Raw genomic sequence first — 24024 nt, forward strand, 5'->3', positions numbered from 1 at the left:
GGGCTGATGCCGCGCTGCTGGTGTCCGGTTAGTCTCGCCCCGTGAACCCCATGACGACCATTTCGTTGCCTGCGCGCGTCGCGCACCTCGTCCTTGTTCCCGGGAGGGGACACCGCCGATGACGGGAACCAAGGCCGTGGCCTGGGCAGGGGGTGCCTCCTACCTCCTCGTGGTGGGTCTGCTGGTGGGGGCCGCACCGCGGGCATCGGGCACGGTCCACGGTGTCGGGGCACTGCTGGCTCTGAGCCTGCTCGCCGGTGCGGTGCGACGGATGCCGCTGCTGGCTCTGGCCATGGCACTCTTCGGATCCACTGCTGTGGTGGTGGGCCCCCCGAGTTCCGCCCATGAGAGCCCGGCAGCGTCGTACCAGGGCCAGTTCCTGTCGTATCTGGCGGTGGACCTCGTGCTGGGCTTCATCGTCGCCACTTGCGCACGGCGCGCTTCGGTTGTGGCCGTGGCCGCGTCTTTCACAGTGCAACTCCTGGTGATTGGCCTCTTCGCACATGCCGACGGCCTGGCAGTCAACGGGGTTATCGCCCTCCTGGCCTTGACCGCATCCTGCATGGCCGGTCTGCTGAGCCGCGAGCGCCGCGAGCACGCGGTGGCGCTACGGGCACAGGAGGTGGCCGAGGCGGTGACCGCCGAACGGCTGCGGATCGCACGGGAGTTACACGACATGGTCGCGCACAGCATCGGCATCATCGCGATCCAGGCCGGTGTGGGCAGCCGGGTCATTCAGACCCAGCCGGCCGAGGCGCGTGAGGCCCTGCGCGCCATCGAGGCCACCAGCAGGGAGACGCTGTCGGGACTTCGGCGCACGCTGGTGTCGCTCCGTCGGGCCGATCGAGGCGCGACCGCCTCGGAGCAGTCACCGCTCGCACCCACGCCGGGGCTGGCGGACATCGAACGGCTTGCGGCAGCGACCTCGGGCGCGGGGGTACGCGTCGACGTACGCTGCAGCGGGGAGCAGCGTCCCGTGCCGGCCGACATCGACCTTTCCGCCTACCGCATCGTGCAGGAGGCACTGACCAACGTGGTCCGACACGCGGACACCGGGCGTTGCCGGGTGGCCATCGACTACGGAGACGAGGAACTGTCCGTGGAAGTCGTCGACGACGGGCGCGGCGCCTCCGGGGACGGCTCGGGCCACGGCTTCGGCCTCATCGGGATGCGGGAGCGGGCTGGTCTGCTGGGCGGCCACCTCAGCGCCGGACCGCGCCCCGAGGGCGGCTTCCGGGTGACGGCCCGGCTGCCGCTGCCCGCACCCGTCGGAGTTCCGGTGGAGGCCCGATGACCGTCCGGGTGGTGCTCGCCGACGACCAGCCCCTGGCGCGGTCCGGTCTACGCGTGCTCATGGCCGATCACAGCGACCTGGAGGTCGTCGGTGAAGCCGCCACCGGTGCCGAGGCCGTCCAACTGGTCAGTGACACCAGTCCCGACGTCGTGGTCATGGACATCCGGATGCCCGGCATGGACGGGATCGAGGCCACCCGCCTGATCACGGCCGGTCCGGCAACCACACGCGTCCTCGTCCTGACCACCTTCGACGAGGACGACCACGTCTACGGCGCACTCCGAGCCGGCGCAAGCGGCTTCGTGGTCAAAGACATGGCACTGGACGACATCCTCGCGGCGATCCGCGTGGTCGCCGCCGGCGACGCACTGATCGCGCCGGGTGTGACGCGCCGTCTGATCGCGGACCTCATCGGGCGCCCCGCGGCTGTCCCGGAGCGCTCCCTACGGCCGGTCGAGGGCATCACCGAGCGGGAACGGGAAGTACTGACCCTGGTTGGACGCGGCCGGTCGAACACCGAGATCGCCGAGGACCTCTTCATCACCGTGGCCACCGCCAAGTCGCACGTGTCACGGCTGCTCACCAAACTGGGCGCCCGGGACCGGGTCCAGCTCGTCATCACCGCCTATGAGACGGGGCTCGTCACCCTTCTGCCCTGATGGCATCCCCCCCCGTGGCGAAGTCCGAAGAACAGCGGCACGGTGGCGTAGCACTACTCGATACGGGCTCCGGGCGGCAGTTGTTGAGCATGGGATCTGAGCGGGCGATCGCCGCCTGCTCAGAACGGATACCAGCGCACCGTCCCGTCACCGTCGCGCAGGGAGGCCACCCGGCGCCGGAACTCGGCCAGCGCCTTGGGGTTGCCCGGCGCGTGCTGGGCCACCCATGCGCAGCTGGCCGTCTCCCGTGCGCCCCGCAGCACCGCGCAGCCCTCCCACTGCCGCACGTCCCAGCCGTACGCCGAGGTGAAGGAGTCGTAGGCGTCGGCGGGCAATCCGTACCGGTCGCGGGAGAGGGCCATGACCACCAGGTCGTGCTCGCGCAGATCGGCCGAGAAGGTCTCCAGGTCGACCAGGACCGGACCGTCCGGCCCGATGTGCACGTTGCGGGGCAGCGCGTCGCCGTGGACCGGGCCCGGCGTCAGCCGCGGGGTCAGTGCCGCCGCCCGGGCCGCGAAGCCGTCGCGGCGCGCACGGAGGAAGGCGGCGTCCTCGGGGTCGATCGCGTCGCCGGCGAGCCGCAACCAGCGCTCCACACCGCCCAGCAGATCTCGGGGCGGCAGGGCGAAGGGGGGCGAGGGGAGGGCGTGCACGATCCGCAGCAGCCCGGCCAGGTCCCGCGGTTCGGCGGGCCGCACGGGATCCGGCAGCCGGTGCCACACGGTCACCGGGTGGCCGTCCACCAGCAATGGCTCGGGCTCGGCCGCCCGCACCGCCGGCACGCCCGCCCCGGCCAGCCAGCCGGCGACGGCCAGCTCGCGTCCGGCCCGCTCCAGCAGCTCGGCGTCGCGGCCCACCTTCACCACCAGGCCGCCGGCGGCGAACACCGCGTTCTCGCCCAGCGCCAGGAGCCGCGCGTCCCGGGCCCGGCCCGGCAGCACTCCCGCCTGGGCCAGTACGTCCCGTGCCCGTGCCTCGTCCATCGTCGTGCCTCCGTGCCGTCTTCCGCGCCGTCCATGGGCACACCGCGTGCGCCGGACGCGGGGCCGTTCCCGGCCAGTCTCCCATTCGCCGGACGGGCCGGCCGGTGCGGTCCCTCGGCGACGCGTCGGGTCCTGACGACCCCGAACCGGCCGATCCGAGCGGGCGAAGGGCGGCTGAGCCCGGGGCCGCCAGCGATGGTTCCGCTGGGAGGCGACGGGGGAATTCGTCAGGCGAGTGGTCCCTTACAGCGCCTCGAACCGGGCGTCCGCCAGGTCGGCGGCGTGCCGCGCGCTGTTCGTCCACGCTCGCGTACGCGATCCCGGCCGCGTCGAGCACGGCCCCGCCCTCGGCCCGCACGCGCGTACAGCCCCTCGGCGTCCCCACCGGTCACCGGCCCGCTGAGCGCTTCCAGGGCGTTGCCGAGGTTGCCGAGCAGTTCGGCGTACTGCCGGCGGGCGCCACGTCGGGCACGAGCGGCGCGGCGACAAGGTCCCGCCGGTCCCGCTGGACGGTGCCCCGCGCGGCGGCGGTTCCTCCTGGCAGTCCCTCGTCCGGGGCACCGGCACCATCGAGGCGGACCACCTCAACGGCGAGATCGTCCTGCTGGGCCGGCTGCACGGCGTGCCGACGCCGCTGAACGCCCTGCTGCAACGCCTCGCGAACCGGTTCGCGCGCGAACGCCGGCCGGCCGGCTACCTGTCGGTCACCGAACCGGTCCGACCGGCCGACGAGGCGGCACACCAGGGCGGTTGACGCCTACCGTGCCGATCCGCGACGCGCCGGGGCGGGGCGGACGGCGGGCGTCCGGAGGTGTCGAGTGGGCCAGGGAAAGCGGCGCCGATTGGGCCGGGACCTAGGTCCACCGGCCCTCTAGCGTCGGCGGTATGACGCACAGCAGCACCGGAACCGCCACCGACGCCCCCACCGCCCCGACCCGGATCGACTTCTTCTTCGACCCGGCCTGCCCCTTCGCCTGGATCACCTCACGCTGGCTTCTGGAGGTCGAGCGGCTGCGCCCGGTCGACCTCCGGTTCCGGGTGATGAGCCTGTACCTGCACAACACCGGCAACGAACTCCCCGACTGGTACCGGGACCTGGTGGACCGCTCGATCGGCCCGGTGCGGGTCGCGGTGGCCGCCGCCGAGAGGTGCGGCGAGACGGTGCTGCGCGACCTGTACACCGCGTTCGGGACCCGTATCCACGTACAGGGCGACAAGGACTTCGACACGGTGGTCGAGGAGTCGCTGGCCGAACTCGGGCTCCCCGCCGAACTGTCGGCCGCCGCCCACGACCCGTCGTACGACGAGGCCGTCCGCCGCAGCCACGCGGCCGGTGCCGAACCGGAGACCGGCGGCTACGTCGGCACCCCCACGCTCCACCTCGACGGCACGGTGTGGTTCGGCCCCGTGCTGCGCGCCGTTCCCCGCGGGCCCGAAGCGGCCGAACTCTTCGACAGCTTCCGGGTGCTGGCCCGGCATCCCGACCTCTTCGAAGTGAAGCGCACCCGCACCGGCGCCCTCCGCTTCGACTGACCCCAGGGGGAGTTGGCCGATAACCGCCCCTGACGCGCGACGGCTCCGGCACCCCTGTGACGCGGACGCCGGGCCCGGCGCAGAACAAAGAGCCACCGCGGTCCGACGTCACAGGGGAACGCCGGACCGCGGTGGCCGATAGCACACATCCGCCCCCGGACGGGCCGGCTCACCGAACCTCGCGACAGTCCCCGCGCGGCGTCCCTAGGGTGAAACGCGTGGAGGGGACGGATGACGGTGACGGGCGCACCACCAGGCGACACGCAGGGCCGGAGCCCCGCCCGCGAGCCGGTGCGCCCGGCGCCGTCCCGGGCCCGGGACGCGGGCGCGGCCGTCCGCGGCGGCGCCTCCGGTCACCACCGTGCCGACTTCCGGAGGCCGGTCAACACACACCCGTCACCCGGACGGGTGGCTGTTTTCAGCCCTCTCGGCGTTCCCGCGGTCGCGCGGAGCGTTCCCGGCCACCCGCATCCCCCGGCATCGGTGACGTCGGCCGTCCCGGCGCCTTCGGGCGCGCAGGGGACGGTCCTCCCGGGCGGGCGGCGCGCCGAAGCCGCGATCCCCAGCCATCCGACGGCTCCCGCGGCCCGGGCCCGAGCCGCCGCCCCAGAAGCGAGGACAGGACATGAGCACCTACCACTTCGGACCCGACCACGGCCCGGCCGACCTCGGCGACCGCGGCCGGACCCGCACCCCCTACGTCACCCCGGACCTGCCCGCGCTCATGCACGTGGCCGACCGGTTCGCCGAGGCGCTGCGCGCCGAGTACCCGCAGCTGGTGAGCAACGGCGAGGTCGTCCAGCGGGAACTGGCACAGTCCGCGGAGGACGGTCTGCCGCCCAACCGGGGCCGGATCCGCACCGCCCTGGAGAACGTCGCCATCGGCGCGGCGGCCGGCACCGCCAGCCTCACCTTCACCCAGCAGCTGACCGACGCCCTCGGTCTGTGAGCGCCGGGGCCCCGCCGCCACGGGGCCCCGGGTAGCCGCTCGCCGCACCGGCCGTCACGCGCCGAGCGCCGCCACTGCCGGACGGCGGGCCGCGTCGTACCGTGCCAGCAGCACCCGCGCCACCTCCGGCGCCGCACCGAGCACATCGGCCAGTACGTCCGCCCCGGCCGCGCCGCGGGCGATGCGGTCCGGCAGGAAGCCGGGGGCCAGGACGTACGGCGCGACGGCGACCCGTGCGCAGCCGAGGGCACGCAGGTCCCGTACGGCGTCCTCGGTGCGGGGCAGGGACGCGGAGGCGAACGCGGGACGCACGGCACGCCAGCCGGTGCGCCACCACGCCCGCGCGAGGGAGGCGATCACCGCGATCGCCTCCGGGTCGGAGGACCCCGCCGAGGCCAGCACGACCCCGGTCGAGGCCTTGTCGGCGGGCGTCAGCCCCGCCTCGTACAGGCGCCGTTCCAGCGCGGACAGCAGCAGCGGGGACGGGCCGAGCACGTCCGCCTGCCGGATCCGCAGCCGCGCCGGCGCGTCCCGCAGCACCGCGGGGATGTCGGCCTTGGCGTGGAAGGCCCGGGTGAGCAGCAGTGGCAGCGCCACCACCTCCCGCACCCCCTCCGCCGCCAGCGACTCCAGCATCCCGGGCGCGGACGGCACGTTGAAGTCGAGGAAGCCGGTCTCCACGCGCAGGCCCGGCCGCAGCGACCGCACCCGCCGCACCAGGGCGTGCACGGTCGCGGCGTGCCGCGGATCGCGGCTGCCGTGGGCGATGACGAGGAGGACCGGCTCACTGCGCATGGGACGTCAGCTCTTCACCAGCAGACCGCGGCTGCGCAGCACCCACCGCTCCAGCGGACTGAAGATCAGCAGGTCGATCGCGATACCGACGAACAGGATGAGCAGGATCGCCTCGAACACCATGGCCATGTCGCTGGCGGTGCGCGCGTTCTCCAGCAGCTGGCCGAGGCCCACGCCCAGGTCGGGGAACGTGGCGATGATCTCCGCGGCCATCAGCGAGCGCCAGGAGAACGCCCACCCCTGCTTCAGTCCGGCCACGTAGCCGGGCAGTGCCGCGGGCAGGGTGACGTGCCAGACGCCCTTCAGCCCGGTCGCGCCCATCGTCCGCCCCGCCCGCAGGAACAGCGGCGGTACCTGGTCGACGCCGGACACCAGGCCGTTGGCGATGGAGGGAACCGCGCCGAGCAGGATGACCGCGTACATCATCTTGTTGTTCAGGCCCAGCCAGATCAGGGCCGGGGGCACCCACGCCACCGACGGCAGTGACTGGAGCCCGGACAGGATCGGACCGATGGCCGCGCGCACGAACCGCACGCGCGCCACGACCAGTCCCAGCGGGGTCCCGATCAGCAGCGCGAAGAAGAAGCCCAGCAGGCCCCGGGAGACGCTGGTCCAGATGTAGTCGAGCAGCCGGCCGCCCAGCCAGTCCGTCTCGACCGCGTGCCAGACCGCCGACGGGGACGGCAGCTTGGTCGGATCGTCGGCGATCCCCAGGGTGATCAGAGCCTGCCAGACCAGCAGGACCACGATGATCGCGCTGACCGGCGGCAGGACCTTGTCGACGAGGGTCCGCCGCAGGGAGGGGCGGCTGGTGGCCGAGGTCTCCAGGGCGTCGAGGCCGGCCTCGACGCTGCCGGCGTCCTTGACCGGTGTCGTCTCAGTGCTGGCCATGGCGGCGGATCTCCCCACGCAGGACTTCGGTGATCTCGAGCGACAGTTGCGCCACGGGCGCGTCCTCGATGCGGCGCGGCTGCGGAATGTCGACCCTCCACTCGCGGGCCACCCGGCCCGGGCGGGAGGACAGCAGGACGACCCGCTGGGCGAGCCGGACGGCCTCGCGCACGTTGTGCGTCACGAACAGCACGGACAGGCCCGTCTCCTGCCAGATGCGGGTCAGTTCGTCGTGCAGCACGTCCCGGGTGATGGCGTCGAGAGCCGCGAACGGCTCGTCCATCAGCAGCAGGCCGCTCTCCTGCGCCAGCGCGCGGGCCAGCGCCACACGCTGGCGCATACCGCCGGACAGCTCGTGCACGCGTTTGCCGTACGCGCCCTTCAGCCGGACCAGTTCGAGCAGTTCCTCGGCCTTGGGCCGGCGTTCGGGCTTGGGAACTCCCCTGAGTCTCAGCGTGAGTTCGATGTTCTTGCCCGCGGTCAGCCACGGGAAGAGGGCGTGTTCCTGGAACATCAGGGCCGGCCGGCCGTCCGTGCGGATGGCTCCGGCGGACGGCCGGTCGAGACCGGCCACCAGGTTCAGCAGCGTGGACTTGCCGCAGCCCGAGGCCCCCAGGAGGGTGACGAACTCACCCGGCGCGACATCGATGCTGATGTCGTCCAGGACGAGCTGCTGCCCGCCCGGTGTCGCGAAGGACTTCGAGACGTGCTCGAGGCGTGCCGCGTGGTCGACCGCCTGGTCGGCCTCGGCGAGGGTCGTGGCCATGGTCGTCACCTCCTGGGAAGTCATCGGGGACCGGCGTCAGCTGGAGCCGAGACCGGCGGCGCCGACCGGGCTCCCGCCCGCGGCCTTGAGGACCTTGTTGAGGATCGTCAGGTCGTAGATCCCCTTGAGGTCCGGCTTCTCCAGCAGGCCCGCCCTGACCGCGTGCTCCGCCTCGGTGTGCAGGGTGGCGGCCAGCGGGTCGTCGGTGATCTGGATGGACTTCCAGGCCGGGTCCAGGACCTTGGCCGGGAGCGCCTTGCCGGAGTCCGCCTCCAGCTGCTTGTTCGCCGCGGCCTTCGCCGCGTCCGGGTTGGCGTTGATCCACTTGTTGGTCTCGACGGAGGCCTTCAGGACCGCCTCGACGGCCTTCGGGTGCGCCTTGAGAAACTTCTGCGACACCACGATGTTCGTGATCACGAACTTCTTGCCGGGCCACAGCGCCGACTCGTCCAGCAGCACCTTGCCGCCCTCGGCGACCAGCTTGGACGCGGTGGGCTCCGGCACCCAGGCACCGTCGATGGAGCCGGACCTGTAGGCGTCCGGCGTCACCTTGTTGTCGGTGCGGACGACCGTGACGTCACCCTTGCCGCTCTGTGCGTCGACCTTCCAGCCCTGGTCCGCGGCCCAGTTCAGGAACGCCACGTCCTGCGTGTTGCCCAGCTGCGGCGTGGCGATCCGCTTGCCCCTGACGTCCTTCAGGGACTTGATCTTCTTCGGGTCGACGACGAGCTTCACGCCGCCGGCGGCCGAACCGCCGATGATCCTGAGGCTCTGGCCGTTCGACTTGGTGTAACCGTTGATCGCCGGGGAGGGGCCGATCCAGCCGATGTCGATGGAACCGGAGTTGAGGGCCTCGATCTCGGACGGGCCGGCGTTGAAGATCGCGGGCTTGACCTCGGTCGCGCCGAGGGCCTTCTGGAAGAAGCCCTTCTCCATGCCGACCAGGGCGGTCGCGTGGGTCAGGTTGCCGAAGTAACCGATCCGGACGGAGTCGAGCCCGTCGGTCTTCTTCGACCCGGCGGCGACCTTGGCCGGGGCGTCGTCCTTGGACTCGGAGCCGTAGCCGCAGGCGGCCAGGGTGAGCAGGGGGAGCGCGGCGACGGCGGCTATGCCGCGGCGGAGCAGGGTGGAGCGGCTGGCAGGCACGGGAGGTGTTCCTCTCGTTGGCCCGGCGGTCACGGTCTTTCAGGTCGTGGCCGGGAAATCGGCGTTCGGTCTTCGTCGTGTCCGGGACGTCGGGTGGGGGGACGGGGCGCGCAGGCGGTGCGCGTACGTCATCACACACATCGGGCGACCCCGCCCTGCCCGCTGCCGAGGGCGCCGCTGCCGACGCGGCCGCCCTCCTTCGCGAACGTCGAGTAGAAATCGGTCGTCGTCATGCTCAGAAGTCCCACCCGTCGTCGGTCTCGTCCTTGACCGGTTCGGGGGACGCGAACGACTCGCCGACCATGCCCGCGGTGAGCGTGGTGCCGTCGGCGGGGTCGATCAGGATGAAGGAGCCCGTGCGGCGCGAGTCGGCGTAGGAGTCCACCGGCAGGGGCTCGGCGGTACGGATCTTCACCCGGCCGATGTCGTTCGCGACGAGCCGTCCCGGGTGCGGGTGCAGGGACAGGTCGTCGAGCGTGAGCCGGGACGGAATGTCCTTCACGACCGCCTTGACCGTGCGGGTGCCGTGCTTGAGCAGTACCCGGTGGCCGACGGTCAGCGGGGCGTCGGCGACATGGCAGACGGTCGCCTCCACGTCCTGCGTGGTGGCCGGGGCGTCCTCGGTCGGGACGATCAGGTCGCCGCGCGAGACGTCGATGTCGTCCTCCAGCAGGACCGTCACCGACTGCGTCGTCCAGGCCGCGTCGACCGGCTCGCCCAGCAGGTCGATCCCGGCGATCCGCGTGGTGCGGCCGGACGGCAGGACGGTGACGTCCTCGCCGACCCGGAAGGTGCCGGCCGCGATCTGGCCCGCGTACCCCCGGTAGTCCGGGTGCTCGGCGGACTGCGGCCGGATCACGTACTGCACGGGCAGTCGCGCGTGGCAGTGTGCCAGGTCGTGGCTGACCGGCACGGTCTCCAGGTGCTCCAGGACGGTGGGACCGCCGTACCAGTCCATGTTCGCGGACGGCTCCACCACGTTGTCCCCGGCGAGCGCCGAGATCGGGATGGCGGTGACCTCGGGGACGCCCAGCTCGATCGCGTACGCCGTGAACTCCTCGGCGATCGCGGCGAACACCGGTTCCGCGTATCCGACGAGGTCCATCTTGTTCACGGCCAGGACGACGTGCGGGACCCGGAGCAGGGCGGCGATGGCCGCGTGCCGGCGGGTCTGCTCGACCACGCCGTTGCGGGCGTCGACCAGCACCACCGTCAGCTCGGCGGTGGAGGCGCCCGTGACCATGTTGCGGGTGTACTGCACGTGGCCCGGCGTGTCGGCCAGGATGAACCGGCGGCGCGGGGTCGCGAAGTAGCGGTAGGCGACGTCGATGGTGATGCCCTGCTCCCGCTCGGCGCGCAGACCGTCGGTGAGCAGTGCGAGGTCCGGGCCCTCCTGGCCGCGGCTCGCGGAGACGCGTTCCACGGCCTCCAGCTGGTCGGTGAGGACCGACTTGGAGTCGTGCAGCAGCCGCCCGACGAGCGTGGACTTGCCGTCGTCCACGGAACCGGCCGTGGCGAACCGCAGCAGGGTGGTCTCCGGGAGGACCTCGGTCGTGGTCGTGCTCATCGTTAGAAGTACCCCTCGCGCTTGCGGTCTTCCATCGCGGCCTCGGACATCTTGTCGTCGGCGCGGGTCGCGCCCCGCTCGGTGAGCCGGGAGGCGGCGATCTCGGCGATCACGGCTTCCAGCGTGGTGGCGTCGGAGTCGACGGCGCCGGTGCACGACATGTCACCGACGGTGCGGTAGCGCACCTGCCGCAGCTCGACGGTCTCGGCGTCCTTCGGGCCGCCCCACTCGCCGGCCGTCAGCCACATGCCGGCGCGCCGGAACACCTCGCGCTCGTGCGCGAAGTAGATCTGCGGCAGCTCGATGCCCTCCCGGGCGATGTACTGCCAGACGTCCAGCTCGGTCCAGTTCGACAGCGGGAACACCCGGACGTGCTCGCCGGGGGCGTGCCGGCCGTTGTACAGGTTCCACAGCTCGGGGCGCTGGCGGCGCGGGTCCCACTGGGAGAACTCGTCGCGCAGGGAGAAGACGCGCTCCTTGGCGCGGGCCTTCTCCTCGTCCCGGCGTCCGCCGCCGAACACGGCGTCGAACCGCTCGCTCTGGATCTTCTCGGTCAGGGGAAGGGTCTGGAGCGGGTTGCGGGTGCCGTCGGGCCGTTCCTTGAGCACACCGCGGTCGATGTAGTCCTGGACGGAGGCCACATGGAGGCGCAGCCCATGTGCGGAGACCACACGGTCCCGGTACTCCAGAACCTCCGGGAAGTTGTGTCCGGTGTCCACATGGAGCAGGGAGAACGGGACCGGGGCCGGGGCGAACGCCTTCAGCGCCAGGTGCAGCATGACGATGGAGTCCTTGCCGCCGGAGAACAGGATCACCGGGTTCTCGAACTCGCCCGCCACCTCGCGGAAGATGTGGACGGCCTCGGACTCGAGGGCGTCCAGATGCGACAGGGCGTACGGGCTGTGCGTGCCCTCTTCCACCGTGACGACCGCGGTCATGCCCATCCCCTCTCGCTCAGCAGCGCGTACACCGACGCCGCGGACTCCTGCACCGTCTGGTGCTGCGACTCGATCCGCAGGTCGGGTCCGACCGGCTCCTCGTACGGGTCGTCCACCCCGGTCAGCCCGTTCAGCTCGCCCGCGGCCTGCTTGGCGTACAGCCCCTTCACATCGCGCTCGCTGCACACCTCGACCGGGGTCGCCACATGGATCTCCAGGTACGGCGTCCCGTTCTCCTCGTGCCGCTTGCGCACCGCGTCCCGGCTGTCCGCGTACGGCGCGATCACCGGCACCAGCGCCGTGACGCCGTTGCGGGCGAGCAGTTCGGCGACGAAGCCGATGCGCTGCACGTTGGTGTGCCGGTCCTCCCGGGAGAAGCCGAGGCCCGCCGAGATGAACTCGCGGATCTCGTCGCCGTCGAGCACCTCGACGCGCCGGCCGCCGGCGCGCAGCCGGCCGGCCAGCTCGTACGCGATGGTGGTCTTGCCGGCGCTCGGCAGGCCCGTGAGCCAGACGGTGGCTCCGGTCGTCACGTGGTTCTCCTGAATCTGGTCGTTCGTCATCCGTGCAGTCCGCACTCGGTCTTGCCGCGGCCCGCCCAGCGGCCGGCGCGCGCGTCCTCGCCCTCCAGGACCCTGCGGGTGCACGGGGCGCAACCGATGGAGGCGTAGCCGTCGCTCAGCAACGGGTTGGTGAGCACGCCGTGTTCGGCGATGTAGGCGTCAACGTCGTCCTGGGTCCAGCGGGCGATCGGCGACACCTTGACCTTGCGCCGCTTCTCGTCCCAGCCGACGACCGGGGCGTTCGCACGGGTCGGGGACTCGTCGCGGCGCAGGCCGGTCGCCCAGGCCCGGTAGTTCCTCAGGCCCTCTTCGAGGGGGCGCACCTTGCGCAGGGCGCAGCACAGGTCGGGGTCGCGGTCGTGCAGCTTCGGGCCGTACTCCGCGTCCTGCTCGGCGACCGTCTGCCTCGGCGTGAGGGTGATGACGCTGACGTCCATCACGGCCTCCACGGCGTCCCGGGTGCCGATGGTCTCCGGGAAGTGGTAGCCGGTGTCGAGGAAGACGACGTCCACGCCCTTCAGCACGCGCGAGGCGAGGTGGGCGACCACGGCGTCCTCCATGGAGGAGGTGACGCAGAACTCGTCGCCGAAGGTGTCCACCGCCCACCGGAGGATCTCCAGTGCGCTGGCGTCCTCCAGATCACGGCCCGCCTGCTCGGCGAGTGCCTTCGACTCCTCGTCCGTACGGCCTTCCTGAGCCGTCGCCATATGCGCTCGTCCCCTTCGTGGTCGGCTCGCTGGAGCCCCCGGGCCAGCAGCCCGAGGAACTTCAGCCGGAAGGCGCGGTTGCACGCCCCGCATTCCCAGGCACCGTGGCCCTCGTCGCCCGGGCGCAGGTCCTCGTCGCCGCAGTAGGGGCAGTAGAAGGGCGCGGCCCGCTCGCTCACGACAGCGCCTCCTCGGACGCGCGCGCCGCCCAGGCCGCGAACCGCTCGCCGTCCTCGCGCTCCGCCCGGAACCGCTTCAGCACCCGCTCGACGTAGTCGGGCAGTTCCTCCGCGGTGACCTTCAGGCCGCGCACCTTGCGGCCGAAGCCCGCTTCCAGGCCGAGGGCGCCGCCGAGGTGCACCTGGTAGCCCTCGACCTGCCGGCCCTGGCCGTCGAGGACCAGCTGGCCCTTGAGACCGATGTCCGCGACCTGGATACGGGCGCAGGCGTTCGGGCAGCCGTTGAGGTTGATGGTGATCGGCTCGTCGAAGTCCGGCAGCCGGCGCTCCAGTTCGTCGATCAGCTGGGAGCCGCGCTGCTTGGTCTCGACGATGGCGAGCTTGCAGAACTCGATGCCTGTGCAGGCCATGGTGCCGCGCCGGAAGGAGGACGGCCGGGCGCTCAGGTCCAGCGCCTCCAGGGCCTCGACCAGCGACTCGACCCGGTCCTGCTCGACATCGAGGACGATCATCTTCTGCTCGACCGTGGTCCGCACCCGGCCCGAGCCGTGTGCCTCCGCGAGGTCGGCGATCTTCGTCAGTGTGGCGCCGTCCACCCGGCCGACGCGCGGGGCGAACCCGACGTAGAACCGGCCGTCCCGCTGCCGGTGCACGCCGATGTGGTCGCGCCACTGCTGCACGGGCTGCTCGGGAGCGGGGCCGTCGGCCAGCTTGCGGTGCAGGTACTCGTCCTCCAGCACCTGCCGGAACTTCTCCGCGCCCCAGTCGGCGACCAGGAACTTCAGGCGGGCGCGCGTGCGCAGCCGGCGGTAGCCGTAGTCACGGAAGATGGAGATGACGCCCTCGTAGACGTCCGGTACCTCGTCGATCGGCACCCAGGTGCCCAGGCGCACGCCCAGTTTGGGGTTGGTCGACAGGCCGCCGCCCACCCACACGTCGAAGCCCGGCCCGTGCTCGGGGTGCCGTACGCCGACGAAGGCCACGTCGTTGATCTCGTGCACGACGTCCAGCAGCGGCGAGCCCGAGATGGCCGTCTTGAACTTCCGCGGCAGGTTCGAGTAGGCCGGGTTGTTCAGGATGCGGCGCTTCATCTCCTCCAGCGCCGGCGTGGCGTCGATGATCTCGTCCTCGGCGATACCCGCCACCGGGGAGGCGATCATCACGCGGGGGGTGTCGCCGCAGGCCGTGACGGTGGACAGGCCGACGCCCTCCAGTCGTTCCCAGATCGCGGGCACGTCCTCGATCCGGATCCAGTGGTACTGCACGTTCTGCCGGTCGGTGATGTCGGCGGTGCCGCGCGCGAACTCCTGGGAGACCTCGCCGATCACCCGCAGCTGCCGCGTGGTGAGCGCACCGCCGTCGATGCGGACGCGGAGCATGAAGTACTCGTCGTCCAGCTCCTCCGGCTCCAGGATCGCGGTCTTGCCGCCGTCGATCCCGGGCTTGCGCTGGGTGTACAGCCCCCACCAGCGCATCCGGCCGCGCAGGTCGTTGGGGTCGATCGAGTCGAAGCCGCGCTTGGAGTAGATCGTCTCAATGCGTGTCCGCACATTGAGACCGTCGTCGTCCTTCTTGAACTGCTCGTTGCCGTTGAGCGGGGTGAAGTGACCCATGGCCCACTGACCCTCACCGCGGTGACGGCTCACCTTGCGGCGGGGCGCGGAGGCGGGGTTCTGTGGGGTGGCGGCCATGGTTCTACGTCCTTCGGGACAGGCGGAAATCGGCTCTGACCTGCGCATATGTGCGCATGCGGGCAGGCGCGCGCGTCCTTGCGCGGCAGGAATCGGTGCGAGGGGGGTCGGCGGTGCCGGAGTGGTCAGCTCGCCGGACAGATGGCGCTGGACATGCGGCCGAGGTCGACGTGCCGCCGACTCACCAAGGCAACTCCAGTTCCGGACATGACGGAAGCGTGTCACGGCGATCTCGGCACAGTCCAGCTTCGTCCATTAGGTGGACATCCTTGTCCCGAAATGTGGGACGAGGGTGTCGTCGCTCACATGCGCCGCGCGGAGTCTTGTCCCGGCAGGTCAGGCGGGGTATGCGCCGGGCCACGGACCCGGTGCCGCGCCTTCCGGTTCCAGCTCCACCTTGGTGTCGAACAGCTTGAAGCCCCGCCGCTGGTAGTTGTCCATCGCGAACTCGCCGTCCTTGCTGCACGTGTGCAGCCACACCCGCTTCGTCGGCGTCCGCTGCGGCCACCGCTCGGCCAGGTCCCAGGCGCGTGCCGTGCCGTACGCCAGCAGATGGCCGCCGATGCGCCGGCCGCGGAAGGCGGGGAGCAGCCCGAAGTAGGCGATCTCGACCACGCCCCCGTCCTGCGGGTCCAGTTCGACATAACCGGCCGGGGTGCCCCGGTCGTAGGCCACCCAGGTCTCCACGCCGGGCCGGTCCAGGTACTCCTGCCACCGCGCGTACGTCCAGCCCAGCCGGTCGGTCCACCGGATGTCGCCGCCGACCGACGCGTAGAGGAACCGGCTGAGCTCGGGGGAGGGCACCCCGGCGTGGACGATCCGGACCTCGCCGTCGGGGGCGGCGGCGGGCAGGAGGTCGGCCGGGGAGGTCTGCTCCAGGGACCACGTGGTGACAGGGACGCTGCTCATGCGGGCCAGGGAATCATCCCGCCGCCCGGTCTGTCGATCGGCCCCGGTCAGCCCAGGGAGCGGTCGAGACCGGCCAGGGGCAGGGCGAACAGCATCCGGTCCGACAGCGACCACACATCGCCGGTCGCCTGCCAGTAGGAGAGGGAGCCCGCGTCCCGCGCCCAGCAGCGGTGCGAGGTGTCGGAGCCGCACCGGGCCCCCTGGGCGCCGTCGGTGTCCTGCCGCCACAGCCCGCCGTGTCCGTCCTGCGAGCCGGGCAGGCGTCCCACATACCAGGACGGGCGGTCCGCCCCGGCCTTCCGGTACGACAGCACGCCCCGGACGCCGGTCGCCCGGGTCCGGTAGGCCTCCACCGGGTCCGCGCGGCCCGCGGCGTCCGTGGCGAGCAACCCGGCACGCGCCGGGTCGGTGCTGAACGCGTACCGCCACAGACGGGTACGCCGGTCGCCGCCGGGCGCGGTCCACTCCGCGGCGACCAGGCTGTCGGGCGCCGTACCGCGGTCGACAGCCAGCGCACCCGGACACGGCGGCCCGAATGCGGCACAGCGGCCGGAGGCGAAACGGTAGGAGCCGACCGCGGGCAGCACATAGCGGTACCCGTCGGCGGACCAGCCGCCCGGCACCCGGCCGATCGCCGGCCCGTCGACCGTGGTGCGCTGGATGCGGTCGAGGTCGTAGACGTAGAGCGCGTCGGCGCTGCCCGCCCTGGTGGTGACCAGGAGCTTGTTCTCGTACCAGACCATGCCGGAGATCCCGGAGGCCAGCGGCCGGTAGTCCCGGCCGCCGTGCGTCGGCACGACCAGCAGCACCCAGCGGTAGGCGAGGTGGGCGGGATCGTCGGCGTCGACGAAGGCGACCCGGGCCAGGCCCCGTTCGGCGGGGCGGCCGGTGCCCGCGCGGTGGGTCCAGCCGGCCAGGACGACCCGGTGGGTGCCCCAGACACCGTCGCCGCCGGCGTCCCCGGAGGTGGTCACCGAGGCCGGCCGCCAGGCGCCGGAGGCGGTGTCGGCCGGGTCCCAGCAGTAGGCGCGGGCGGCGGCCGGGGCGACGGGCAGGGAGGCGCGGTCGTCGGAGGAGCAGTCGCCGGACTCGCGCAGAGCGCGGTCGGCGCCACGCAGTACGGCGTCCACGCCGACCGGGCGGCCCATCCCGGCGGCGAGCCGGTCCAGGGTGCGCCCGGGCACCAGGTGCTCCTGGAGCCGGAGCGGGCCGGTGTCCGCCGGGGAGGTCAACGGCTTGAGCGCGCCGGGATTCTCGGCGACCTGGGCCTGTGACGCGCTGATCAGGGTCGCGGCGGCGGTCAGCGCCAGCGCGGTCCCGGCCAGCACGCCGCGCAGTGCCGCTCCCCGCCTGCGCCGGCGGTGCCTGCCGCGATGCTTCATCTCTCCTCCAGAGGGCGGGCCAACTGCGCCTGATGGTCCGTACGTTGACGCGAGGAGCAGATGGGGAGGCCCGTACGGGATGCTACGGCAGGAACGGGCCCCGTAGGGCAAAGACCGCGCACATGGACGGAAGACGCGCTCACGGGGCCACCGTCCGGGCCGCCGGCGTGTGCCGACGGGGCGGCCCGGCCCGGCCGTTGTCCACGCCGTTCCGTTCGCGGGCCACTGCCGGAGCGGCGGACCGGGGGAGCAGGTCACGGGTGTCGGCGGGCAGCACCACCTCGACGTCCGCATCCGCGCGGAAGCGGTACGGCCGGTGCTGGAGGAACTCGCCGAGATACCGCCGGATCCTGGAGATCTCCGCCCGCACGGTCACCGTCCTGGAGGCGTCCCCGAACAGGTCTTCGGCCAGCTCCGCCGCTCCGCGGCCGCCGCGGTGCTCGGCGAGCAGGAACAGCAACTCGGCGTGCCGGGGACTCAGCTCCCGCGTCCAGGAAGCCGACGCCGCCACGACCGTCACCGTGCGGCGGTCCGGCCCGGCCAGATCCAGCACGATCCGGGGCACCGCGGTGGCGGGCGGTTCGTCGTCCGCCCGCAGCAGCCAGCCCCCGCCCAGCGGTTCCACCGCGCACACACCGAGCGCGGGCAGCCACCGGCGGCCCGGCGCGAGTCCCTTCGGCAGTGCCACCCGCCGCACGTACGGCATCCCGGTCACGGCCGCCGCCCAGCCGTCCCGGTCCACGGCCACCGCCCGCCCGGCCAGCCGGGCCAGCACCGGCGCCGCCACCGCCCGCAGCCGCTCCAGCGAGTCCAGATGCAGCTCCCGCAGCCGGGCCTCGGCCAGCTTGGCCACCGAGTCCACCCAGGCGAGCGTCGCCGGGTGCATGGTCTCCAGCGGACCGCTCAGATCCACCCCACCGAGCAGCCGGCCGTCCCGGGGATCGGTGATCGGGGCGCCGGAACAGGTCCACGAGGTCTGCGACCGCACGAAGTGCTCGGCGGCGAAGACCTGCACGGGCCGCCGCAGCACCGCCGGGGTGCCCACCCCGTTGGTGCCGACGACGTCCTCCCGCCAGTCCGCGCCGAGTTCGAAACCGAGTCCGTCGGCCTTGCGCAGCACCCGCGCCGCTCCCTCCCGCCACAGCACGCGCCCGTCGGCGTCCGCGACGACCATGATGTGCTGGGCGGCGTCCGCGACCGAGAGCAGACCCTCCCGCAGCTCCGGCAGCACGTGCCGCAGGGGTGACTCCTGCCGCCGGCGCCGCAGTTCGTCCGGGGGCAGCAGCCCGGACCTGACATCGTGCTCGGGATCGAGGCCGCCGCGCAGCATCCGCCCCCACGACTGCTCGATCACCGGGCGGGGCGCCATCCGCGCACGTCGCCCCGAGAGCGTGGCCTCACGCACCTCGCGCAGCACCCGCGCCGCGTGGGCCGCGTCCACGGCGGCCAGGCGTGCCACGTCCAGCGGCGGGTGTCCCACGGGGATCCTCTCGGAAACAGGGGCGCCGAACACAGGTGTCAAACCGTCCGGACGGCGGGTTCCGGCCCGGCTGCGTCTCCCATACTGCCGTTCCGGCCACGGCGGACGGACGGACTCCGGGCACCTCTTCGACAACACCCATGAGTTGCAACCTCCTGCAACCCTGGTGAACCGCCGCGGACCGGCGCAGACTCGGCCCCGGCGCGCTCGCGCGTCCGCGCGGCCAGCCGGCAAGGGCTTGGGGTGGATCTCCATCTCGGCCCCGACGCGCTCGCGCGTCCGCGCGTCCGCGGGCCCGACGGGCCCGGACGCCGGGGGTGGTGCCGTGTCGGCGCGGCACCACCCCCTGCCATCGGTCCCAGGCGGCCCGGGTGGGTCGGCCCGGTGTGCGGGCTGCCGTCGACCCCGGGCGGTCAGGCCGGGCGGGCCCGTTCCAGCACCGGCCTGAGGTCCAGGCCGGCCGGCAGGGTGCCGAAGGAGGCGCCGTGATCGCCGCCGAGACGGGAGGCGCAGAACGCGTCGGCCACCTCCGGCGGCGCGTGCCGCACCAGCAGCGACCCCTGGAGCACCAGCGCCAGCCGCTCCACCAGCCGCCGCGCCCGCCCCTCCATGCCCTCCAGATCGGCGAGTTCGGTGAACAGGTCCTTCACCGCCCGGTCCAGGCGGTGATCGGCGCCGTGCGCCCGGCCGATCTCGGTGAGGCAGGCGTCCAGCGCGTCCGGCTCCCGGCCCAGCACCCTGAGCACGTCCAGCGCCTGCACGTTCCCGGCGCCCTCCCAGACCGAGTTCAGCGGTGACTCGCGCACCAGCCGGGGCAGGCCCGACTCCTCGACGTACCCGTTGCCGCCCAGGCACTCGGCGGCCTCCACGGCCAACGGCGCACACCGTTTGGTGATCCAGTACTTCGCGGCCGGCACCGCGAGCCGCAGAAAGGCCCGCTCCCGTTCGCCGCCGTCGTCGCAGGCGGCGGCCAGCCGCAGCGCCAGGGCGGTCGCGGCCTCCGACTCCAGCGCCAGATCGGCGAGGACGTTGCGCATCAGCGGCTTGTCGGCCAGCTTCCCGTCGAAGGCCGCCCGGTGGGTGCAGTGGTGCACGGCCTGCGCCACCGCCTGCCGCATCAGCCCCGCCGAGCCGACCGCGCGGTCCAGCCGGGTCGCGGCGACCATCCCGATGACGGTCCGCACCCCGTCGCCCTCCGCACCGACCCGGCGCGCCCACGTACCGGCGAACTCGATCTCGGCGGTGGCGTTCGCGCGGTTGCCCAGCTTGTCCTTCAGCCGCTGGATCAGGAAGACGTTGCGGGTGCCGTCGGGCAGGATCCGCGGGACCAGGAAGCAGGTCAGCCCGCCCGGCGCCCCGGCAAGGACCAGGAAGGCGTCCGACATCGGCGCCGAGCAGAACCACTTGTGGCCTGTCAGCAGGTACGTCCCGGCCTCCCCGAGGGGCCGTGCCTGCGTGGTGTTCGCGCGGACGTCGCTGCCGCCCTGCTTCTCCGTCAAGGCCATGCCGAACAGTGCTCCGGGTTTCTCCGCGGGGGCCCGCAACGCCCGGTCGTAGACCGTCGACGTCAGCCGCGGCTCCCACTCGGCGGCCAGCGCGGGGTCGGCGCGCAGCGCGGGCACGGCCGCGTGGGTCATCGACAGCGGGCAGCAGGTGCCCGCCTCGACCTGCGTCCAGACCAGGAACCCGGCCGCCCTGCGCACGTGCCCGGCCGGCCGCGTCCAGGCACCGGTCAGCCCGGCCGACACGCCCTTGCCGAGCAGCCGGTGCCAGGCCGGATGGAACTCGACCTCGTCGATCCGGTGACCGTAGCGGTCGTGCGTGCGCAGTCGCGGCGGCTGCTCGTCGGCCTGCGCCGCCCACTGCTGGAGCTGGGCCGAGCCGGCGGCCCGGCCGAGCGCGGTCAGCTCGGCGCGCACCTCGTCCAGGACGTCGGGGGCGGTGTGGCGGCCGACGGCCTCGGTGAGGGCCCGGTCGGCGGTGAAGAGGTCGTAGCCGACCAGTGGGGGCGGCTGGTTCGTCACGGTGTGCGTGGGGGTGCCTGCCATGCCGGTCACCTACCCGGGACGGCGGCCGTGATGACCCCCGCCGTGGCACGTCGCCGGAATCCGGGCACGACGACGGAGAGGGGGCGCGCCGGGCCGGAGACGCGGGGCGCGGGAGCGGGAGAGCCGGTCCACGGGAGTGGTCCACCGGAGCGGGAGGGCTGGTCCACGGGTGAGGGGAGCCCGGCCCGCCGGAGCGGGTAAACCGGACCGCGGGAACGGAAACCCGGTGCGCCGGACCGGTGACCGCCCCCGGAAGGTGAGGCGGGCCCGGCTCGGCGGATACCGTTAGGACGTGCAGCCAGCAAGTGAACCCCCCGAGCGGCCCGCCGGCCGGCTCCACCGGGCCAGAGCCCTCTACCGGAACGTCTCCAAGCGCAGGACCGCCTGGCTGTTGCTCAAGGACACCGTCAACTCCTGCATGGAGTACCGCATCCTGGGGCTCGCGGCCGAGGCGGCGTTCTTCACGCTGCTGTCGGTGCCGCCGCTGCTGCTGAGCCTCATCGGGCTGCTCGGCTACGTCGACGACTGGACCGGCGCCGACACCATCCACAGTCTGGAGAGCAACCTCCTCGAGGCCTCGCGCACGGTGTTGTCCGACAAGGGCGTCAAGGACATCGCCCAGCCGATCCTGCACGACGTGATGAGGGGCGGCCGGCCCGACGTCATCTCCATAGGCTTCCTCTTCGCCCTGTGGTCGGGTTCGCGCGCCGTGAACGTCTTCATCGACACCATCACCGTCATGTACGGCCTCGACGGCGTCCGGGGCATCGTCAAGACCCGGATCATGGCTTTCCTGCTGTTCGTCGTGGCGCTGCTGATCGGCTCGGTGGCGCTGCCGCTGATGGTGGCGGGACCGGACGCGGTGGTCCGGATCGTGCCCTGGTCGGCGACGGTCGTGCAGGTCCTGTACTGGCCGGTCGTGATCGTCCTCTCCATCGTCTTCCTGACGACCCTCTACCACGTGTCGGTGCCGGTCCGCTCGCCGTGGATCGAGGACGTGCCCGGCGCGCTGGTCGCTCTCGCGATGTGGGTCCTCGGCAGTTTCCTGCTGCGCATCTACCTCACCAGCACCATCGAGGGAGCCACGATCTACGGCTCCCTGGCCGCCGCCGTCGCCGTCCTGCTGTGGATCGGCGTGTCCGCCTTCGCCGTACTGGTCGGCGCGGCCGTGAACGCGGCCATCGACCGGGTCTGGCCCGCCGCGGCCACGGCCGCCGCCCGCGAGGCGAACGACCGGCTGCGGGAGGCGCAGGTCGCCGAGTACGTCGCCCGCGCCGCGGCGGCCCTGGACGCCGACCCGGACGACCCCGACATGCCCTCCGAGTTCCCCGAACGCTGGTCCCGCTTCCTTCCCCCGGAGGACGTGACGGCCCGCCTGCGCGCCCACGCGAAGAACCCCCACCACATCCACAGGACCAACGGCGACACCCCGCACCGGGACCACTGACCGTCCGGGCCACGGGGGGTGGGGAAGCCGTGCGGCACCATGGGCGCATGACCCCCCGTCTCCTCCTCTGCACCCGCACCACCGACTACCGGCACGACTCCATCCCGGACGCCGTCGCCGCCGTCCGGGCCCACGGCCCTTTCGCGGTCGAGCACACCGAGGAGCCCGCGGACCTGGAACGGCCGCTGGACGGGTTCGCGGCCGTCGTCTTCCTCTCCACCAGCGGCGATGTGCTGACCCCGGACGGACGTGAGCGGCTGCGGGAGTACGTCGCGGCGGGCGGCGGCTTCGCCGGGGTGCACGCGGCGGCCTGCACGGAGTACGGGTGGCCGTGGTTCGGCGGACTCCTCGGCGCGCGCTTCACCCGGCACCCCGCCTGCCAGCCCGGCCGCGCCCTCGTCGCGGACCCCGGCCACCCCGCGACGCGGGGGCTGCCGCTCGTCTGGGAGTTCACCGACGAGTGGTACGACTTCGACCAGGTGCCGCGCGGCCGGACCCGGGTGCTGCTGCGCGCCGACGAGACCTCGTACGACGGCGGCGGGATGGGCGCGGACCATCCGCTGGCCTGGTGCCGGGAGCAGGACCGGACAGGCGGGCGCATGTTCTACACGGCGCTCGGTCACACGGCCGGGGCCTACGGCGACCCGGCCTTCCTCGGCCACCTCATCGGCGGGCTCACCTGGGCGGGGCGGCTCGCCGAGTGACGTTTCTGCGGTGAACCCGTACCCCCATTGGGGTGAGTAAAGCGCGCGTAGGCAGAAGGTCAGGCGAGTTTCTAGAGATGCTCTTGTCTTGGTAAAGGGCGTCGAGACGCGGCGGACCCTCCCCGTCCCGCGTCACCCACCCACACAAGGAGCCGGACCTTGACTTACGGTAAGAAGCTGCGCGAGCGCATCGCCGGGCCCGGGACCACCCCGCTGATCGGCGTGTATGACATGTACTCCGCATCGATCGCGGCCAAGCACTACGACGGGATGTTCGTCTCGGGCTTCGGTTTCGCGGCCTCGTACTACGGCCTGCCGGACATCGGTTTCATCGCGTGGCCCGACATGGTGGCCTTCGTCCAGCGGCTGCGGGGCGCGTTCCCCCACCACCACCTCCTCGTCGACATCGACGACGGGTACGTCGACCCCGAGGTCGCCTGCCACGTCGTCGAGGGCCTGGAGCGCATCGGCGCCTCCGGTGTGATCCTCGAGGACCAGAAGCGGCCCCGCCGCTGCGGTCACGCCGACGGCAAGCAGGTGCTGCCGCTGGAGGAGTATCTAGAGAAGCTGCACCGGGTCCTGGAGACCCGCAGGGACCTGGTCGTCGTCGCCCGCACCGACGCCACCGACGAGCACGACATCCTCCACCGCGCCGAGCGGCTGGCGGCCACCGACGCGGACGTGGTCCTGGTCGACGGGGTGCGCAGCGTGGCGTGGATCCGGCGGATCCGGGAGGTCGTCGGGGACAAGCCGCTGCTGTTCAACCAGATCGCCGGCGGCAAGTCGCCGCGTCTGTCCCTCGGTGAACTGTCCGACCTCGGCGTCGACGTGGCCATCTACAGCACCCCGTGCCTGTTCGCGGCGCACGAGGCCGTGGACTCCGCGCTCTGCGGTCTGAAGGCGGCCGACGGCCGGCTGCCGGAGGTGGACCCCGCCAGCGGCGTCGGTGTGCGGGCCGCCACCAGCCTGCTGGAACGCAACATCGCCCCGGAGCGGCTCACCCCCGAAGGAGTGGGCGTGTGACCGGCGCCGTACCCCGGCTCGGCGTGGTCGCGGCGGTCGCCGCCGCACTCCTCGGCGCCGGCCCCCACGCCACGGCCGCCGCCGGGAACGGGGGCCTGATCACCGTGATCGACAACTCCCACGCCGACTCGATCCTGGAAGTCGACCGCACGGCCAACCTCCAGACCGGCAGCGGCACCGCCGGCAGCGACCACGACGGCAGCGCCGTGGACGTGGTGGAGGCCCTCTTCGGCACCGGCGCCCACGACGCACCGGACTGAGGCACAGAGCCGAGCCGGACGCACCTCGAAGGCGCTGCGCCCAGGGGCGACGGAACGCAGGTGACGGCCGGGCATCCCGTGCGGGAGATGCCCGGCCGTGACCGTTACCG

23 protein-coding genes and 1 pseudogene are annotated in these 24024 nt (G+C 72.7%); 9 read left to right on the forward strand and 15 right to left on the reverse strand.

What is annotated here, in order from left to right:
• Positions 1–118: 118 nt before the first annotated feature.
• On the forward strand, positions 119–1294 hold the full coding sequence (locus tag ACGFT1_RS06640) for a sensor histidine kinase (RefSeq protein ID WP_393732908.1): 1176 nt from the start codon (positions 119–121) through the stop codon (positions 1292–1294).
• A complete protein-coding gene (locus tag ACGFT1_RS06645; RefSeq protein WP_373907932.1) occupies positions 1291–1953 on the forward strand; it encodes a response regulator in 663 nt (220 codons plus the stop codon). The genes ACGFT1_RS06640 and ACGFT1_RS06645 overlap by 4 nt, the downstream gene beginning before the upstream one ends.
• 119 nt (positions 1954–2072) lie before the next feature.
• Here the strand turns inward: ACGFT1_RS06645 and ACGFT1_RS06650 are convergent, their stop codons facing one another.
• The gene (locus tag ACGFT1_RS06650) at positions 2073–2936 is read right to left on the reverse strand and encodes a phosphotransferase enzyme family protein (RefSeq protein WP_373907933.1); all 864 of its coding nucleotides are present in this window, start codon (positions 2934–2936) and stop codon (positions 2073–2075) included.
• A gap of 472 nt (positions 2937–3408) precedes the next feature.
• Here ACGFT1_RS06650 and ACGFT1_RS06655 point away from each other — a divergent pair.
• The 3 genes and pseudogenes from ACGFT1_RS06655 to ACGFT1_RS06665 form a co-directional block, all read left to right on the forward strand.
• Positions 3409–3690, forward strand: a pseudogene (locus ACGFT1_RS06655) (ketopantoate reductase family protein); the annotation flags it as partial.
• A 131-nt stretch (positions 3691–3821) separates the two neighbouring features.
• The gene (locus tag ACGFT1_RS06660) at positions 3822–4469 is read left to right on the forward strand and encodes a DsbA family protein (RefSeq protein WP_373907934.1); all 648 of its coding nucleotides are present in this window, start codon (positions 3822–3824) and stop codon (positions 4467–4469) included.
• 625 nt (positions 4470–5094) lie between these two features.
• Entirely contained in the window at positions 5095–5418 is a 324-nt protein-coding gene (locus ACGFT1_RS06665; protein ID WP_373907935.1) for a hypothetical protein, read from the forward strand.
• 54 nt (positions 5419–5472) lie between these two features.
• On the opposite strand, the gene ACGFT1_RS06670 is transcribed toward ACGFT1_RS06665, so the two are convergent.
• The 14 genes from ACGFT1_RS06670 to ACGFT1_RS06735 all read right to left on the reverse strand — a co-directional run bounded on the left by ACGFT1_RS06670 (position 5473) and on the right by ACGFT1_RS06735 (position 20480).
• A complete protein-coding gene (locus ACGFT1_RS06670; RefSeq protein ID WP_373907936.1) occupies positions 5473–6213 on the reverse strand; it encodes a sirohydrochlorin chelatase in 741 nt (246 codons plus the stop codon).
• Positions 6214–6219: 6 nt separating this feature from the next.
• On the reverse strand, positions 6220–7104 hold the full coding sequence (locus ACGFT1_RS06675) for an ABC transporter permease (protein ID WP_373907937.1): 885 nt from the start codon (positions 7102–7104) through the stop codon (positions 6220–6222).
• Entirely contained in the window at positions 7091–7870 is a 780-nt protein-coding gene (locus ACGFT1_RS06680) for an ABC transporter ATP-binding protein (RefSeq protein WP_373907938.1), read from the reverse strand. The genes ACGFT1_RS06675 and ACGFT1_RS06680 overlap by 14 nt, the downstream gene beginning before the upstream one ends.
• A 36-nt stretch (positions 7871–7906) precedes the next feature.
• Entirely contained in the window at positions 7907–9016 is a 1110-nt protein-coding gene (locus ACGFT1_RS06685; RefSeq protein ID WP_373907939.1) for an aliphatic sulfonate ABC transporter substrate-binding protein, read from the reverse strand.
• Positions 9017–9251: 235 nt separating this feature from the next.
• Positions 9252–10583: a sulfate adenylyltransferase subunit 1 gene (locus tag ACGFT1_RS06690; protein ID WP_373907940.1), complete on the reverse strand. Its 1332-nt coding sequence runs from the start codon at positions 10581–10583 to the stop codon at positions 9252–9254.
• Between the two features lie 2 nt (positions 10584–10585).
• A complete protein-coding gene (gene cysD, locus ACGFT1_RS06695; protein WP_373907941.1) occupies positions 10586–11521 on the reverse strand; it encodes a sulfate adenylyltransferase subunit CysD in 936 nt (311 codons plus the stop codon).
• Positions 11518–12054 carry an adenylyl-sulfate kinase gene (cysC, locus tag ACGFT1_RS06700; protein WP_373907942.1) on the reverse strand — a complete coding sequence of 179 codons (537 nt, stop codon included), beginning with the start codon at positions 12052–12054 and terminating at the stop codon, positions 11518–11520. The genes cysD and cysC overlap by 4 nt, the downstream gene beginning before the upstream one ends.
• A 26-nt stretch (positions 12055–12080) precedes the next feature.
• The gene (locus ACGFT1_RS06705) at positions 12081–12791 is read right to left on the reverse strand and encodes a phosphoadenylyl-sulfate reductase (RefSeq protein WP_373907943.1); all 711 of its coding nucleotides are present in this window, start codon (positions 12789–12791) and stop codon (positions 12081–12083) included.
• 175 nt (positions 12792–12966) lie between these two features.
• A complete protein-coding gene (locus ACGFT1_RS06710; RefSeq protein ID WP_373907944.1) occupies positions 12967–14661 on the reverse strand; it encodes a nitrite/sulfite reductase in 1695 nt (564 codons plus the stop codon).
• Between the two features lie 125 nt (positions 14662–14786).
• Positions 14787–14870, reverse strand: a complete 84-nt coding sequence (locus ACGFT1_RS06715) for a putative leader peptide (protein ID WP_345942706.1) — start codon at positions 14868–14870, stop codon at positions 14787–14789.
• 127 nt (positions 14871–14997) lie between these two features.
• Positions 14998–15570 (reverse strand): GNAT family N-acetyltransferase, encoded by a 573-nt coding sequence (locus ACGFT1_RS06720; protein WP_373907945.1) that lies wholly within the window; start codon positions 15568–15570, stop codon positions 14998–15000.
• 47 nt (positions 15571–15617) lie between these two features.
• The gene (locus ACGFT1_RS06725) at positions 15618–16952 is read right to left on the reverse strand and encodes a hypothetical protein (protein ID WP_373907946.1); all 1335 of its coding nucleotides are present in this window, start codon (positions 16950–16952) and stop codon (positions 15618–15620) included.
• Positions 16953–17091: 139 nt separating this feature from the next.
• On the reverse strand, positions 17092–18432 hold the full coding sequence (locus ACGFT1_RS06730; RefSeq protein WP_373907947.1) for a GAF domain-containing protein: 1341 nt from the start codon (positions 18430–18432) through the stop codon (positions 17092–17094).
• Between the two features lie 413 nt (positions 18433–18845).
• Positions 18846–20480, reverse strand: a complete 1635-nt coding sequence (locus ACGFT1_RS06735) for an acyl-CoA dehydrogenase family protein (protein WP_373907948.1) — start codon at positions 20478–20480, stop codon at positions 18846–18848.
• A 292-nt stretch (positions 20481–20772) separates the two neighbouring features.
• Here ACGFT1_RS06735 and ACGFT1_RS06740 point away from each other — a divergent pair, with 292 nt between their 5' ends.
• The 4 genes from ACGFT1_RS06740 to ACGFT1_RS06755 all read left to right on the forward strand — a co-directional run bounded on the left by ACGFT1_RS06740 (position 20773) and on the right by ACGFT1_RS06755 (position 23914).
• Positions 20773–21927 (forward strand): YihY/virulence factor BrkB family protein, encoded by a 1155-nt coding sequence (locus tag ACGFT1_RS06740; RefSeq protein WP_373907949.1) that lies wholly within the window; start codon positions 20773–20775, stop codon positions 21925–21927.
• Positions 21928–21974: 47 nt separating this feature from the next.
• Positions 21975–22631: a ThuA domain-containing protein gene (locus ACGFT1_RS06745; protein WP_373907950.1), complete on the forward strand. Its 657-nt coding sequence runs from the start codon at positions 21975–21977 to the stop codon at positions 22629–22631.
• A gap of 159 nt (positions 22632–22790) precedes the next feature.
• Entirely contained in the window at positions 22791–23654 is an 864-nt protein-coding gene (locus ACGFT1_RS06750; protein WP_373907951.1) for an oxaloacetate decarboxylase, read from the forward strand.
• Positions 23651–23914, forward strand: a complete 264-nt coding sequence (locus ACGFT1_RS06755; RefSeq protein WP_373907952.1) for a hypothetical protein — start codon at positions 23651–23653, stop codon at positions 23912–23914. Before ACGFT1_RS06750 ends, ACGFT1_RS06755 begins: the two co-directional genes overlap by 4 nt.
• Positions 23915–24024: the final 110 nt, after the last annotated feature.

Origin of the sequence: Streptomyces sp. Y20, assembly GCF_043195475.1 — a bacterium.
Lineage (GTDB): Bacteria > Actinomycetota > Actinomycetes > Streptomycetales > Streptomycetaceae > Streptomyces.